The 15,540-nt window shown below is 44.7% G+C and carries 11 protein-coding genes; 5 read left to right on the forward strand and 6 right to left on the reverse strand.

The features are described from left to right. The first annotated feature begins 36 nt into the window (after positions 1-36). From ACUUJN_RS17160 to glpK, 3 genes are read left to right on the forward strand one after another with little or no spacing between them, the layout of a single operon-like run. Positions 37-882: a transketolase gene (locus tag ACUUJN_RS17160; protein WP_023989376.1), complete on the forward strand. Its 846-nt coding sequence runs from the start codon at positions 37-39 to the stop codon at positions 880-882. Positions 883-884: 2 nt separating this feature from the next. Beyond that, positions 885-1,820, forward strand: coding sequence for a transketolase family protein (locus tag ACUUJN_RS17165; protein ID WP_023989377.1), 936 nt, complete (start codon positions 885-887; stop codon positions 1,818-1,820). A gap of 12 nt (positions 1,821-1,832) precedes the next feature. After that, complete coding sequence (gene glpK, locus ACUUJN_RS17170) at positions 1,833-3,350, forward strand: glycerol kinase GlpK (RefSeq protein WP_484668733.1); 1,518 nt, start codon at positions 1,833-1,835, stop codon at positions 3,348-3,350. Between the two features lie 86 nt (positions 3,351-3,436). Here glpK and ACUUJN_RS17175 read toward each other — a convergent pair whose 3' ends face one another. Beyond that, complete coding sequence (locus ACUUJN_RS17175; RefSeq protein ID WP_069080028.1) at positions 3,437-4,315, reverse strand: LysR family transcriptional regulator; 879 nt, start codon at positions 4,313-4,315, stop codon at positions 3,437-3,439. A 90-nt stretch (positions 4,316-4,405) separates the two neighbouring features. Here ACUUJN_RS17175 and ACUUJN_RS17180 point away from each other — a divergent pair, with 90 nt between their 5' ends. Beyond that, on the forward strand, positions 4,406-4,660 hold the full coding sequence (locus ACUUJN_RS17180) for an MFS transporter (protein WP_075154430.1): 255 nt from the start codon (positions 4,406-4,408) through the stop codon (positions 4,658-4,660). 359 nt (positions 4,661-5,019) lie between these two features. On the opposite strand, the gene ACUUJN_RS17185 is transcribed toward ACUUJN_RS17180, so the two are convergent. Then, positions 5,020-7,080 (reverse strand): glycosyl hydrolase 115 family protein, encoded by a 2,061-nt coding sequence (locus tag ACUUJN_RS17185; protein WP_081384266.1) that lies wholly within the window; start codon positions 7,078-7,080, stop codon positions 5,020-5,022. A gap of 257 nt (positions 7,081-7,337) precedes the next feature. Between ACUUJN_RS17185 and ACUUJN_RS17190 the strand changes: the two genes are divergently transcribed. Then, positions 7,338-9,281, forward strand: coding sequence for a serine hydrolase domain-containing protein (locus ACUUJN_RS17190; protein ID WP_484668734.1), 1,944 nt, complete (start codon positions 7,338-7,340; stop codon positions 9,279-9,281). A gap of 184 nt (positions 9,282-9,465) precedes the next feature. Here the strand turns inward: ACUUJN_RS17190 and aspS are convergent, their stop codons facing one another. The 4 genes from aspS to ACUUJN_RS17210 form a co-directional block, all read right to left on the reverse strand. Continuing rightward, on the reverse strand, positions 9,466-11,235 hold the full coding sequence (aspS, locus tag ACUUJN_RS17195; RefSeq protein ID WP_484668735.1) for an aspartate--tRNA ligase: 1,770 nt from the start codon (positions 11,233-11,235) through the stop codon (positions 9,466-9,468). 68 nt (positions 11,236-11,303) lie between these two features. Then, on the reverse strand, positions 11,304-13,577 hold the full coding sequence (gene fabD / locus ACUUJN_RS17200; RefSeq protein WP_341062483.1) for an ACP S-malonyltransferase: 2,274 nt from the start codon (positions 13,575-13,577) through the stop codon (positions 11,304-11,306). 31 nt (positions 13,578-13,608) lie between these two features. Beyond that, the gene (locus ACUUJN_RS17205) at positions 13,609-14,562 is read right to left on the reverse strand and encodes an acyltransferase domain-containing protein (protein ID WP_075154431.1); all 954 of its coding nucleotides are present in this window, start codon (positions 14,560-14,562) and stop codon (positions 13,609-13,611) included. Positions 14,563-14,623: 61 nt separating this feature from the next. Continuing rightward, positions 14,624-15,499: an SDR family NAD(P)-dependent oxidoreductase gene (locus ACUUJN_RS17210; RefSeq protein WP_025718361.1), complete on the reverse strand. Its 876-nt coding sequence runs from the start codon at positions 15,497-15,499 to the stop codon at positions 14,624-14,626. Between the last annotated feature and the right edge of the window lie 41 nt (positions 15,500-15,540).

Here is a 15,540-nt window from a genome sequence, read left to right on the forward strand (position 1 = left end):
GCCCATCCCTATAATACCTATCTTGAGGAGGACATTATGGAAATCCAGGAACTGAAAGTAAAAGCCGCACAAATCCGCATGGACCTGCTAACCATCATTCACCGCGCCAAAACGGGACATACGGGGGGATCGCTGAGCAATACAGACATTTTAACGGCTTTATATTATGAAATCATGAACGTTGATCCTGCTAATCCAAAATGGGATGACCGTGATCGCTTTATCGCCAGCAAAGGGCATTCCGTAGAATCTCTATGGTGTATTCTGGCCGACCGGGGCTTTTTCCCAAAAGAAGAGCTGGAGACCTATAGCCAGTTCGGCACCCGACTCATTGGCCACCCGAACAACAAGGTTCCAGGGATTGAAATGAACACCGGGGCCCTCGGCCACGGCCTGCCCATTTCCGTAGGCATGGCACTAGCTGCCAAGCGGGATGACCGTCCTTACCGTGTATTTTGTTTAATGGGAGACGGCGAACAGGCCGAAGGCTCCAACTGGGAAGCCGCTATGGCAGGCTCTCATTATAAGCTGGATAACCTGATCGGCATTATCGACCGCAACCGACTCCAGATCAGCGGTGCTACCGAAGAAGTCATGGGACTGGAGCCGCTGGAAGAGAAGTGGACTGCCTTCGGCTGGAACGTCGTCTCTATCAACGGCAACAATATGGAAGAATTGCTTAAGGCATTCAGGTCCGCCCCTGAAGTAGCCGGAAAGCCAACGTTAATTATGGCCAATACCACCAAGGGCAAAGGCGTATCGTTCGCCGAAAATGTCCCGGCATGGCATCACCATGTGCCTAATGATAAAGAGTTGGAGCTGGCTCTCACAGAGCTAAAGGCAACGATCGAAGAATTGACGCAGAAAGGGCAGGTGCATTAAGCATGAATAAAATTCCTAATCGCCAAGTAATCTGTGACACACTGCTGGAGTTGGCCAAAGACGACCGTGATATCATGGTACTGGCCAGCGATTCGCGCGGTTCTGCTGCAATGGCTCCCTTTGCCAATACGTTCCCGCAGCAGTTCGTCGAGGTCGGCATTGCCGAACAGAATATCGTAGGCATGTCTGCAGGCCTGGCCCACAGCGGCAAAAAACCGTTTGTGACTTCACCAGCCTGCTTCCTCAGTATGCGCAGTATTGAACAAGTCAAAGTTGACGTTGCTTATTCGCGGACAAATGTGAAGCTCATCGGCATTAGCGGAGGCGTCAGCTACGGGGCGCTTGGCATGTCACACCACTCCGTGCAAGATATCGCAGTAGCTCGGGCAATTCCGGGACTGGCGATTGTCCTGCCTGCTGATCGTCACGAAACGAAGAAACTGACCGAAGCGCTTGTAAAATATGACGGCGGCGTATACGTGCGAATCGGGCGTAATCCCGTTGAGGACGTTTACGAAACCGATGATTACCCATTCGAAATAGGCAAAGCTATAACTGTGAGAGAAGGCAACGACGTTACAATTATTGGTGTCGGTGAAACCGTGCGAATCGCACTCGATGCCGCCAAGGCACTCAACGACGAAGGCATATCCGCCCGGGTAATCAACATGCATACAATCAAGCCGCTGGATGAAGAGGCGATCATTACCGCTGCACGTGAAACTGGACGCATCATTACCGTTGAGGAACATAGCATTTACGGCGGTCTCGGCGCAGCCGTGGCAGAAGTTGTTGTGCAGAATCACCCGGTTCCTATGAGAGTGCTCGGCATCCCGGATGAGCCGGCGATTGCCGGTAAATCGGCGGAAGTTTTCCACCACTACGGCATTACGGGTGACAATATCAAACAAATTGCATTCGAATTGATTAATAAGTAGAGGGCGAAGCATATGGAGCACAATCAACAATATATATTGGCCATCGACCAGAGTACTTCAGGCACCAAAGCACTCCTTGTAGACCATCAGGGTACAGTAATCGCCCGCAGCGGGATGGAGCATAAGCAATATTACCCCCATCCCGGCTGGGTAGAGCATGATCCGCTCGAAATTTATGAAAATGTCAAAATAACGGCCCGCAGCGTATTGGAGCAAGCCTGCGTCCACCCGTCCGCACTAGCTGCGCTGACAATCACCAATCAACGCGAAACGGCATTGGTGTGGGATAAGACGACTGGTCAGCCAATATATAATGCTGTTGTCTGGCAATGCCAACGTACGGCGGACCTGTGCGCCGAGCTGAAGCAAGCTGGCCACGAAAGAACCATCCACGCCAAAACAGGGCTTATGCTTGACCCTTATTTCTCCGCTGCCAAGTTCAAATGGATCATTGAACATACGGAAGGAGCTGCCAACCTGCTGGCTGAAGGGAGGCTACTTGCAGGGAACATGGACAGTTGGCTGGTCTGGAAGCTTACCGGCGGTAAAAACCATGCAACCGACTTTACAAATGCCAGCCGTACATCGCTGTTCAATATCCACACGCTGGAGTGGGATGAAGAGCTTGCCCAGCTGTTCTCCGTTCCTTCTTCCCTGCTGCCTGAGGTTAAACCATCCGACGCAATTTTCGGATATACGGCAGATTGCGACCTTTTCAATGAGAAAATACCGATTTCGGGCGTCATTGGGGATTCACAAGGGGCATTGTATGGGCATCTGTGTTTCAAGCCCGGAACAGCCAAAGCAACCTTTGGCACGGGTACCTCTGTATTAATGAACGTAGGGAATCATCCGGTGGATGGCGGTGACGGACTTGTAACCGCTATCGCCTGGGGGGCCGGCGGAACTGTTACGTATGCGCTTGAAGCCATCATCCGGACAACAGGCGACAGCATCAAATGGACGCAGGACAACTTAGGACTGTTCTCTACCTTTGAGGAAATGCAGCGCTTAGTCGAAAGCGTCCCTGCAAACGATGGCGTCTATCTTGTGCCTGCCTTTGTCGGAATGGGCGCTCCCTATTGGAATCCCTACGCCCGGGCGGCAATTATCGGTATGAACCGTGGAACTGGCAAAGGACACATCGTCCGGGCTGCGCTGGAGAGCATCGCTTACCAAGTACGGGACGCTATAGAGTTTATTCAGGAACAGTCCGGGATTGAGTTGGTCGGCCTGCGCACGGACGGCGGGGCTTCCTCCAACACTTGGCTGATGCAATTTCAGGCCGATATTCTGGGCAACCTTGTGACCCGATCCACATGTGCCGAGCTGTCGGCCATGGGTTCGGTCTATCTCGGTGGGCTCGGCACAGGCTTTTGGTCCGATCCAGAGCAAATCGCTTCCAATCTTAAAATGTATGAAGCATACGAACCAAAGATGGATGAGGCTACCAGAGAGAAATATTATACTGGCTGGCAGCGGGCTGTTCAGTCTGTAATGCAACAACAGCATGAATCTCCCGTTTTATAAATAATCTCTGTACTCCATTCCTCATATCTCCCCAATACAAACCAAACAAAAAGGGCCCTTGCTTTTACAAAGGCCCTTTTATTAAGTTACTCACTCGAACGATATAACTGACCCAACGCTTTTACAAACTCACGGGCTGCCGGGGTCGCTTCATCAAAAGAATGCGCGATAATTCCGATATCCCGCGAAATTTGGGGAATGATCTCTTTAACGATTAGTGTATGGGACACCGAGGAAAGCGTAAACTTCGATATAATGCCAATGCCCAACTTTTTTTGGACCATATGGACTAAGGTTTCAGCCGTTTGGACCGTGAGACTCTCCTGGAAAGGAATTTGCTGCTCATGCAAGGTGTTTAATACAGCAGATTCATGTCCTCCTTTACAGAAGATAAGGTCGTTCCTGTTCTGTTCCAGAGAAACCTCATGTTCTGCTTGCAATGGATGATTCTCCGGCATGATAGCAACCATGGAATCGTGTTCAAGAATATGGACGTCATAATGATCGAAAGGAGAAGCTACTATTCCAATTTCAACAGTGCGATCCTCCACCCATTGTTTAATTTGATTCGTGTTTCCTTCCATCAGTTCAATGGTGACATCGGGGTATTGGGAGCGGAATAAGCAGATCGCTTCTGGAAGCAAGTTCGTAGAGGCTGCCGGGAAGGAGCCTATTTTTACTTTACCGCGTAAAAGCTTATTCTCCTGACACGCAAGCTGAACCATTTTATCTTCGATTTCCTTCATTTGTCTGGCCAGACTCAGCATTTCTTTTCCCACTTCGGTCAGTACGAGTCCATTCTGCTTGTCGCGAATAAACAATTTCACCTGCAAAGTATTTTCAAATTGGATCAAAGCCTTGCTAACCGCAGGCTGGGAAATAAACAGCGCTTTGGAAGCCTCCGTCATATTCATTTTCTCCGCAACCTTCATAAACACTTCAAGATGATTCATATTCACAGACATACACCCGTTATAACCATACGGTTATTCCCTCCATGAAATAATAGTATTTCAGTTATATCAAATATACCTTTAACTGTCGTTTTAATTTGGGTGCTAGCGCATAATATTCTTTACACCTATATCGCTCCCTATCTAAATCAAGCTGGACTGGCTTCCCAAACAGATGTGGTGCTGCTTATTTTTGGAATAACTTCGGTTGCCGGAATCGGGTTGATCGGTGTATTCATTGACCGCTGGCTGCGTCTACTGGTACTTGTGAGTACCTTCGGCTTCGCTATCGCATCTTTGGCGCTGGGAATCAGAAGTCACCAACCTGCTGTTGTCTATTTAACTGTTGCCTTGTGAGAGCGCAGATGTGGCACAGTCTATGCTTGTAACCGCTTGGAATTTGGCCATTGGTGGAGGCGGTTTGCTTGGCGAAATTCTTCTGGAGACACTTGGAAGCAGCTCTTTCCCGTGAGCGTTACTGATTCTTATGCTACTTGCCTTCATAGTTTCGTGGCGTGCTAAGAATCACGAGTTCTCCCCCAAGAAATACCTATTGCCCTATAAAAACATTGACGGTTAGATGGCTGAGAATCACATCCACACTTGGCAAGAAGCTCAACGAATATGTAGATCAGGTTATAAAGAACCTTCCTGTCCATCTAACTTCATGGATTGGAAGGTTCTTTATCAGAAATCATACAAGTTCTAAGATCCTTTTAATATAATACCTTCTCCAGACAGCGTGCCAACTCATCATCGGGAAGGGGCTTGCGATGCGTATTCTCCAGGTAGATATATTTCTCTGTTTCTGGCATTAAATATTGTTTGGACCACAGGAACATATCCGGACTGTCTCCCTGAAGACGAAGAAATCTCCGCACAGTGTCCGCATGAGAAATAGTGTTATCTAGATTGGTTAACCAATCTGCCCGGTAGAAATGCTCCCATCTTCCAGTTCCTGCGAGCGATAACGCTTCTTTACCCATCCGGTAGCTCCAAACGGCATGAGAAGCTTGTATAAATGCTCTTGGGTAATCTTTTTCAAGGAACAGCCCATAAGCGCTACATAAGCTTGCCAGTCCACGTGAACCACTCAGATGCAGTTCAATCTGCACAAGCAGTTGATTATACAGCCTGCGACATTCATCTTCAGGCAACTGCTTCATTATTCGTAGACACCGCTCTCGTAGTTCAACCCAATCCGGGATTGCCGACTCGGCTTTTTCCTTGAACCAGCGTACCTGTTCAGGAAAAGGCCTTTCTCTAGTAGCCCAGTACAGCCGTTCATCACTGCTTTCTTTGCCTTGTAGCCAATACCCCATAATTTGCCGAGCCGGATGGTGATAGAATTCCTCCCCTGCTCGATCATCCTTATGCGGGCCATAAACGATAGTGCAACGGGAATAATCCCGGTATAATTGGGAAATCTCTTGAAGCTGACTACTGTACAGCCGCCCGATAAAATCAGTAAGCTGCTCTTCGGTATCCACGTTACCATTCGTCCATAAATTTGCTACTAAATCCAGCGTATATACATGCGGCAAAATATTACCTGAATTGACCAGCAGATACTCGTCCGCCCCTGTAGTAAACGCTGCTGTTAATTCCTCTACAATCAAGCTGGCTGAGGAGGGAAATTGGGTTAGATGGTTCGACGCTTGCAAGTCGTGGAAGGTCACATGGTAATATACTCCATTCTTACCCCCATCCTGCGCCTCGGGCAATGCTGGTACACGATAATTGAGATTCCCATGGCGCCGAGATACCATTTTACCGTAACCATTGTCTGCCCATATTTTGATCACCCCTTCGGGTACTTCAATATGCCCCTGCTTGTATAACTCGGCAATCTCACCATACATCGCCATACAGCACACGGGCTGCTCCACAAATTCACAGATCATATTGTACTGCTTGCGAACCACATACGATATTAATTGTCCGCGTTTGTCCGGCGTATTAAAGGAAGGATCATCTTCCCAAAAAGGCTTGTCACCCTGCCCGCGAAAAGACAATACCCATACAATTTTCTCTTCCTTCTGCCGTTCAATCGCTTCCTGCCACAGCTGTTCAAACAACTCGGGATGCTCTCTGTAGCTAGCTTGTTTACCCGGAAAGGCGCGCAAAAACATTTCCGCCCCCAACGGCTCGGCATGATGATGTGTGATCCATAAGCCCATGTCTGCTGCAAGCTTATGATGGATACCTGTGCGTGGTAAATCGGTTCCGGGAATCACCATATTTCCACCGCACCGCAGTAACGCTTCAAAAACGGGCTGCCACACCTGCTCCGTTGGTGGATAATCTTCCTTCCAGCCAATCAAGCATACCTCATCATTGACAAACCATCCCCGATATCGGACCTTGGACGGTATACTGTCAACATTCTGACTTGGCAAAACGATGGTATCCCGCTTAGGCGGGAGAAGCTCCGCCCAGAACCAGAACGGCTCCACACCCAGAGCGAAACGGCTGTAATGAAGCAGTCCATAAATAATTCCTAATTCATCACGGCCAATAATATGGAGTACCGTTCCCTTGCTACCAGCAACAAAACGCAGACAATAGCCCTCTGGCCAATGCGGGCAGCTATCTCCTTCCTGCGCATAACGGATAATGATCGAGGGCTCTACTTCTGTTTGCAATGGCTTGCGGCCAAACACTTGCTTATGATCTCGCGCAATCATGTTCCAAGCGTGGGCAATGGGCACACTTTCATCGGTTTGAAGATTGTATCCGCTTTCAGATGAAATAGTTAGAGGTTCACAAGCTTTCATTTATTGTCATCTCCTATTTTTTTCAACTATGAGGATTCTTCTTGTCTTTATTTTATAGGTTGGCAACATACATATAAAGCTGTTCCAACGTAAATATAGCTTTTTTTCGGTAAATCACTTGAGAGTTGAAGCTTAATTCGAGAAAGAAAAAAGTAAGGAACAGGAGAGAAATAAGAAAGACTTGATTGCTACACTAAAAATGTTCCAAAAAACAGACTGCCCTTAAAGATTCAAGTGCAGCAAAAAGGAGACTTGATATGAAATTGAAAAAACGATTTGCCTCTTTGTTCCTGTTGGCATTGATGGCATTTATCCCGGTCCAGGCATATGCTTCTGGGTCCGTTCCAACCACGCCCTCTGGAATTCCGATTTCCGAAATCGAAAACAGAACAGATCAAATTATGAAAAAATATATAGGAACAGCGATTCCTGGTGCTGCGGTTTCCATAGTAAAGGACGGGAGAATTGTTTTTTCAAAAGGTTACGGATACTCAAACATCGAGAAACAAATACCCATGAGTACGGAAACAACCTATATGGAGGCCGGTTCAGTATCGAAATTGTTCACCTGGACGGCAGTAATGCAACTGGTTGAGCAGGGAAAGCTGGATTTGAATACGGACATCCGCACATACTTGCCTGACGGCTTTCTCAAGCTTTCTTTTGATAAGCCTATTACCCTGAAATCACTGATGAGCCACACGGCAGGTTTTGAGGAGCACCTGGAAAAACTTTTGGTTCATGATCCTGCTGATCTTAGGTCTCTCAAGGAGCATATCGCACCCAGAAATCAGCCTGAACAGATTTATGAGCCTGGAACAGTGATTGCTTATTCCAACTATGGGACCAACCTGGCCGGTTATATTATAGAACGTGTATCCGGAATGCCTTTTGAAACCTATATTCAGAAACATATATTTGAGCCTCTAGACATGAAACATTCTTACTTTACACAACGATATGATCTTATCCCGGAGGTTATCGAACATAAAGCAACAGGCTACTCCAAGAAGGATGGAAACTGGGTGGCAAAGCCCAATGTTTTCTTTAATGATGTGCCGGCGGGTGCGTTAAACATTACTTCGGAGGACATGGCTCATTTTATGCTTGCTCATCTGAACATGGAGCATTCCTTAAAATATTCGCTATTCAACAAGAATGAAACCCTGCGAGAAATGCATGAGGCTTCATATACCCACTATCCCGAGCTTCCGGGGAATGCCCATGGCTTTTGGGAACGGTTCGCGGGAGATTATCGTGTTATCGAGCACGGTGGAAATACAGATTCATTCTCCTCTCTGGTCTCTATCGTGCCGGATCAAAACTTTGGGATCAGCATCCTGACCAATGTGGAAAATGAAATGTCCGGTGCAAGAAGCGAACTCATTGAACTGTTTGTTGGGGATTCCCACGCTACTCCGCAAGCGGATAGCACGTTGAAGCATAGCGCGGATGTGGCGGGAAAATACCGTTCTGCTCGTGCAGTATCATCTGGTATATTGAAGCTTATACCCGTATTATCCAATGCGGAAGAAGTGGTCACAGCCAACGGCAATGGCGGAATCACTCTGAGTATTCCATCCATGAATATTCATGTTGATTATGTAGAAACCAAACCCTATTTTTTTGAACGTGTGACTCCTGGGAGCACTTCTTATGATTACGCGGGCTTAAACATCAGTCGTCTTTTTTTCTTAACCAATGCCGATGGTAAAGTGACGCAGTTGTCATATGGAGTGATCGATGACCAATTGCCGATCTCCTTCCTGCAAACATCCATTTTCAGTTATATTCTAGTGGGGGCATGCGGCATTTGGTTTGCGCTTGGGTTTGTTTTTGGTATTACAGGGTGGCTGCGGAAGCTCAAGGACGCAAGAAAGCAGAAGAGTACTTCGCGGCTTCCCTTCCCTGACAGTGTAACCGTAATACCATTGCTGGGTCTGCTTGTGATCGTCAATCTCATTGCTTCCAGCATCCAATTGATAGGCGACCCCTTTCAGCCTATGTCCAATTTCAATTTGAATATTATCTTTTTCTGGGTACTTGGGCTTGCCTTTGTACCGGCCGCTTATCTTGCTGTAAGAAGATGCAATGTTACCAAAACAACATTGTTAAGAAAGGTATACACCGCGACGCTGATTCTTTCGTTTCTAGCTATTTCGATTTTCCTATATTCCTATAATTTCTACTTTTTGGCATAGCTCCACTCGATAAGCCTGCCATACCTTCCAGTGTACCGATGAAGATTGCAAAATGAACAACCCCAATCTGAGCTAAATAAAAAAACTCTCCTCTGCATCTAGCAGGGAGAGTTTTTAACACACTCAATGAGATTCAAATACGTGCCGAATTCAGCCTCTGCTTTCAGTATGTTGTTGAATCTGTTTATTCTGTTTCTGGCTGAGTATTTACCAATTTTATATGAACATCTCTCAATTGTTTCTCAGTAACCTCCGAAGGTGCTCCCATTAATAGATCCTGCGCTTTGCTATTCATTGGAAAAGCAATAACCTCTCGGATATTCGATTCATTTGCAATGATCATAACAATCCTATCAATTCCAGGTGCTATACCTGCATGAGGCGGCGGCCCAAATTGAAAAGCATTAAAGAGTGCAGGAAATTTACTCTTGATATCTCCATATGTATAACCTGCAATCTCAAAGGCTTTTACCATAATCTCCGTATCATGGTTACGGACAGCACCCGAGGACAGTTCAATCCCATTACATACAATATCATATTGGTACGCTAGGATATCAAGAGGATTCATATTCAGCAGCGCATCCATACCACCTTGTGGCATCGAAAAAGGATTATGGCTAAACCCAATTTTATGAGTATCAGTATCCAATTCAAACATAGGAAAATCAACTATCCAGCAAAATTTATATATATCCTTTTCCAGCAAATCCAGTCTTTTTCCTAATTGGTTTCTGACAGCACCGGCTATTTTTTCGACATTTTTAAGTTGATCAGCAGCAAAAAACAGTGCATATCCTGAACTAGCTTGCGTAACATGTATTAATTCGTTTTTCACCTCTTCAGAGATGAATTTTGCAATAGAGCCACTAAGAGACATATCATCATTGAACTTAATCCATGAGAGGCCTTTCGCTCCAGCCTCAATAGCAAAGTTTACTATATCGTCATAAAAGCTTCTTGGCTGTGCTCCACAACCAGGAACAGCAATAACTCTTATCGTTTTATTTTTAAATACTTTAAAATCAGTCTCTGTAAACAGCTCTGTAACATCATGGATAATTAATGGATTCCTTAAATCAGGTTTATCGCTCCCGTATTTGAGCATGGCTTCTTGATATGGAATCCTGGTAAAAGGCTTTGAAATTTTAAAATTTGTAAATTCAGAGAAAACTTCATATAGCATATTTTCAACTACATTAAAGACATCTTCCTGTGTTGCAAAAGCCATTTCCAAATCCAGCTGATAAAACTCGCCGGGTGATCTGTCTGCCCTTGCATCCTCATCTCTAAAGCAAGGAGCAATTTGAAAATATTTATCAAAGCCCGAAACCATTAATAATTGTTTAAATTGTTGAGGTGCCTGAGGCAAGGCATAAAATTGGCCTGGATGTACTCTACTAGGAACTAGATAGTCTCTGGCGCCTTCTGGAGATGAACTTGTCAGGATAGGTGTCTGGATCTCTAAAAAATTCAAATCGATCATCTTTCTTCTGATACTTTGAATTACTTTAGAACGAAGTATAATATTATTGTGTATTTTTTCATTCCGTAGATCCAAGAAACGATACTTTAATCTTAAATCTTCCCGAGCTTCATTTGCTAAAGATACTTCAAAAGGTAATGGATTCACTACCTTCCCTAAAACTTCTATCTCATTAGCAGCTAACTCAATATGCCCGGTTTTCATAGTGGGACTAATCGTATTTTCAGATCTGTTACATACAGTGCCTGTAACAGAAATAGTTGACTCTCTGGTGATCTTTGATACAAAATCTTTCAATTCGTTATTATCAGAAACAACAATCTGCGTTACTCCATAATGATCCCTAAGGTCAATAAAAATAACCCCGCCATGGTCACGTATATTTTTTATCCATCCTGCAATTCTCACTACTTCGCCGACATGTTTTTGATCCAATTCTCCACAGTTATGAGTCCTGTAACTATGCATGAAAAACCCCACTTTCTTTTATTCCCTATCATCTTAATGATTTCTATTTTTCTCCACACATATACTACTCACATTATCGTTAAAGCTTTATACCTCTCATTCAGGTATTCCGCAGTTTCAACCATTATTTTTTGTCCTATTTCGTCAACATGCCTGTTCTTCCAATTCTCAAAGACTGTTCCCTTAACCCATTGGTTAAAAGCGCCGAGGGCTGGTCCGCAGTGTACTTGATAATCAACCTTACTGTGTTTGTCTCCATTCATTGCAAGTCGTGTAGAATAAGTAAAGTACCATCTAAATATCAACGCCATCTTACGTTTAGGAATTCTTTCAGCTTTTTCAATGATCTCAGCCGGGTAATAAGCTTTAATATCTTCATATACTTGTTCAATACTCTTCTTAAAATACTTTTCTTCAATATATTTTTTGGTTCCGCTATCAATTTCATCTATGGAGTTATAATTACGGTAAAGATCATATAATTTATTCGCCCTGGCCGGGAAAAAAACTCCTTTTTTCATAACCTGAATCTTCGCTCCCATTTCAAACATATCTCCTGCGGGAGCGTAGTCTGTATCCTGTATATTTAACTGCTGGAGCAAATCCTTTACATCATCACTTGTCCCTGCTTCAACCGTGCATTGGTTGATTGAGCCTGTCATGATAAAATCCGCACCCAGTATAAACGCTGCCGCAGCAGCTTGTGGAGTCCCTATCCCCCCGGCTGCCCCTACCCTTATACTTTTATTGTATTTATACTTAAGTAACGCTTCATCCCTCATTTTAAGCATTAACGGAACCAGTACATATGCAACAGCATGATCAGTATGCCCGCCTGAATCAGCCTCGACACACAGATCGTCTACCATAGGAATTTCCATCGCCATCCGGGCCTCATCCCGGCTTATCCTATTTTCCTCGAGCAGTTTATTTACGATATTCTGAGGCGCAGGACTTAAGAATGCCTCCACAACCTCGGGTCTTGATACTTTCGCTATAATCCTGTTCTGCGGTGTTACGATCCCCTTTTCATTTCGTTTCAAACCCTTCAATCTGTACCTTACCAAAGAAGGCGTTATACTCATGAACGCAGAGGCTTCAATAGTTCTAACACCGTATTTTATGTACAAATCAACGATGTTATTTTCTATTTCCAGGTGATCGGGAACATGAATAAGATTCATTCCATAGGCTTCGCCTTGGTTCAATTCTTGCTGAATATACTTTATAGCTTCCTCAAGGGCCCCAATCTTGACTCCCCCTGCCCCAAAGAATCCCATCATTCCTGCCTTACCTGCTTTTACGACCATCTCTTTTGAAGATATTCCCTTATACATCGAACCCATAAGATACGCGTATTTAAGTCCATAATATTGTTTGAATTCGCTATGACCAAGAGACTCCGCCGTAAATCGTTGGCCGGATATACTATTCTTCGACTTTACTTCCTGTACCTGCTCGCTACGTTCCTCATCCTCCCTCACAATCAGCGGTTCTGCGTCTCGTTGTATTGCGTTAACCAACCCTGTTATGACTTTTCCAGGCCCAACCTGTATGAACTGGGTTACATTTTTACCCATTAGATATCTTATACTTTCCGACCATTTGACTGGACTTACGATCTGGTTGATCAGCGTACTCCTTACATCTTGCTGCCTGTAGGGTCTGGCATAGATATTTGAAATGACTGGTATTTTCAATTTTGAGAATTCGAACTGTGACGCATAGGCCTCAAATCTCTGTCTGGCATCTTCCAAATACCTGGAGTGAAATGCTCCACTTACATTTAAAATCACATAGTTTGTGGCTCCTGCATCCTCAAAAATTGGCTGCGCCTGCTCAATCATGTCCTTCGGTCCTGAGATGACAATCTGGCTTGGCGAATTAAAATTAGCAACATCAATCTCCCTTAAATTATTTTTCTCGATAACTTCTCTAAATACTTCCTCGTTCAAGCCTATGACCGCTGCCATACCACCACCGGTAGCCTTGACCATCAGTTCTCCTCTTTTTTTAACCAGCTTCAAGCCCGTTTCAAAGTCAAATGCCTCTGCGGCAAATAAGGCATTGTATTCACCTAGGCTATGTCCTGCAACATAATCGGGTTTTCTTCCAGTCTCTTTTAATTTATTAAGATAACTCAAAGCGTTTACGACAAATAGCGCCGGTTGGGTAAAATCCGTTTGTCCTAGTTGATTGGCAGGATCTTCAAGACACAGTTTCTTAATAGAATAACCAAGAATAGCATCCGCTTTTGCAACCAATTCCTGAAATTCGTCAAATAGTCCTACTCCCATGCCTTTGGCTTGAGCCCCTTGTCCAGGGAACAGATATGCGATCATTTGTGTCCTCCTTTTTGCTAGTGAATGCATATTAGTCGAATATTTCAAATAGACGATCCAAATTTTTCATATCGTTTTGAAAAGGTGAAAGAATAGAACAAATACTTGCCATTTTCTTGCTACCAAAATTGTACTTCACAAAATTAGCAAGAGTGCCCGAGGGGCCAAGGTCAATATAGATGACCCCGTCCCCGTCTCCCAGACATTTTAAAGCGTTCCGAAAACGGATAGGTTTTCTAGTGACATCCCAAAGAAAACGGTTGTCAAGGGATGTCGCCTTTCCTCCGTACATAGATGAAACCATATTTATAGTCGGATTCCTTAGGGGCTTAAGCTTTAAATACGCTGTATATTCCAAGGCTATAGGGTCCATTAAGGAAGAGTGAAAAGCAAACTGGACCGGTAATCTTTGACATATAATCTCATTTGCTATCAAGTAGCGTTCAATTCCTTCCAGTTCCTCACAGCTTCCAGAAATGACAAAATGCGAGTCATAGTTGATTGATGCTAACTCTGAATTGGCATTCAATACGGATATTTGGTCATACAGACTGAGGTCGCCAATTACGGCCAGCATGCCACCCTTTGGACAGTAGGTTTCTACCATTTCTGCTTGCTTGACAAGGCATTGAAGAGTATTTTCATAACTCATACAACCAGCCACAGCAACAGATGCAAACTCACCGAGGCTGGAACCCAAAACGTAATCAGGATAAATCCCCTTTTCCAGTAATACCTGTGTGAGGGCATACTCCACCATGAAAATTGCGGGGTGAGTATATAACAGGTTATCAAACACGTCTCCTCTCCCACGGTTGTCGTCGTACAGCATTTTTAATACGGACCTGCCTGTAATATCCGTATGAATCTCATCCAGCTTGGTCATCCATTTTCGGAAAACTGGATTTAACCTATATAATTCTCTTCCCATGCCGTAGTATTGTGAGCCTTGGCCTGAAAACATAAAAATCACAGATCTGTCCATTCTAACCTCCCACAACATACTCATTGATAAAATCCCAATAAAACCATTTAAAATAAATATTTCACAGTAAATTGCGAACTAATTGCATTTGGGAAGGTGTGGGATTGCTTTCGTTAAGAACATTCTCCATATGTTGTCTTATTGCAGGTTTGAATTTCGGCTCTGTTATGATATATAGCTGCCCTTTTTTGATTCCCTCAAACATCTGATTTGCTACATCCTCTGGAAGTATTCCATTCTGGACAGCCTTGCGGGCCAATTGATTAATGACTTGTCTTTCCGGGGGAAGATTTCCTAGTCCGGTCTGCTTGCTCAGCTCCGTCGGTCGGTTCCGTTCCGCATCCATAATTTGGGTGCGTACGAACCCGGGGCAGACAACCGAAACTCCTACATTGGAACCTATCAATCTGAGTTCTTGGTGTAGCGTTTCAGACAAGCTTAAAACGGCATGTTTTGACGCGCTATATATGCCATTACCAGGGCCGGACAATAGCCCGGCGATGGAAGCTGTATTCACAATATGACATGCGGTTTTCTGTTTCAGCATAATAGGAACAAAAATTTCAGTTGCAAAGAGAATCCCCCATATGTTTACGTTTATTACCCACTGCCAATCCGCCACCGTATTTTCCCATAATAAGCAGCCCGTGCCGGCGTCCACCCCTGCATTGTTGAACAAAAGATGCACAGCCCCAAATGTCTGAACCGTTTTTTGCGCTAATGCACGTATATCAGCTTCTTTGGAAATATCCGTCACCACGGATAACGTTTCTGCACCCATGTCTTTCAATTGTTTTTCGGCCCTTAGAAGGGCCTCCTCCTCAATATCCGCGAGGACGACCTTCATGCCCTCATTTACACATCGATCCGCAATAGCACGGCCAATCCCACTGGCGGCTCCCGTAACTACGGCTATCTTATCTTTAAATTCCCTCATGATTTACCTCCAGAATATTTTGTATTTTCCATCTGATAGTG

It is taken from the genome of Paenibacillus sp. LRG-1 (assembly GCF_057220305.1).

Excerpts from the sequence above, each read along its gene's own strand:
- ACUUJN_RS17190 (WP_484668734.1), top strand. The coding sequence starts at position 7,338 with ATGAAATTGAAAAAACGATTTGCCTCTTTGTTCCTGTTGGCATTGATG.
- ACUUJN_RS17165 (WP_023989377.1), top strand. The coding sequence starts at position 885 with ATGAATAAAATTCCTAATCGCCAAGTAATCTGTGACACACTGCTGGAG.
- ACUUJN_RS17160 (WP_023989376.1), top strand. The coding sequence starts at position 37 with ATGGAAATCCAGGAACTGAAAGTAAAAGCCGCACAAATCCGCATGGAC.
- ACUUJN_RS17205 (WP_075154431.1), bottom strand. The coding sequence starts at position 14,562 with ATGGACAGATCTGTGATTTTTATGTTTTCAGGCCAAGGCTCACAATAC.
- ACUUJN_RS17210 (WP_025718361.1), bottom strand. The coding sequence starts at position 15,499 with ATGAGGGAATTTAAAGATAAGATAGCCGTAGTTACGGGAGCCGCCAGT.
- aspS (WP_484668735.1), bottom strand. The coding sequence starts at position 11,235 with ATGCATAGTTACAGGACTCATAACTGTGGAGAATTGGATCAAAAACAT.
- fabD (WP_341062483.1), bottom strand. The coding sequence starts at position 13,577 with ATGATCGCATATCTGTTCCCTGGACAAGGGGCTCAAGCCAAAGGCATG.
- ACUUJN_RS17175 (WP_069080028.1), bottom strand. The coding sequence starts at position 4,315 with ATGTCTGTGAATATGAATCATCTTGAAGTGTTTATGAAGGTTGCGGAG.
- glpK (WP_484668733.1), top strand. The coding sequence starts at position 1,833 with ATGGAGCACAATCAACAATATATATTGGCCATCGACCAGAGTACTTCA.
- ACUUJN_RS17185 (WP_081384266.1), bottom strand. The coding sequence starts at position 7,080 with ATGAAAGCTTGTGAACCTCTAACTATTTCATCTGAAAGCGGATACAAT.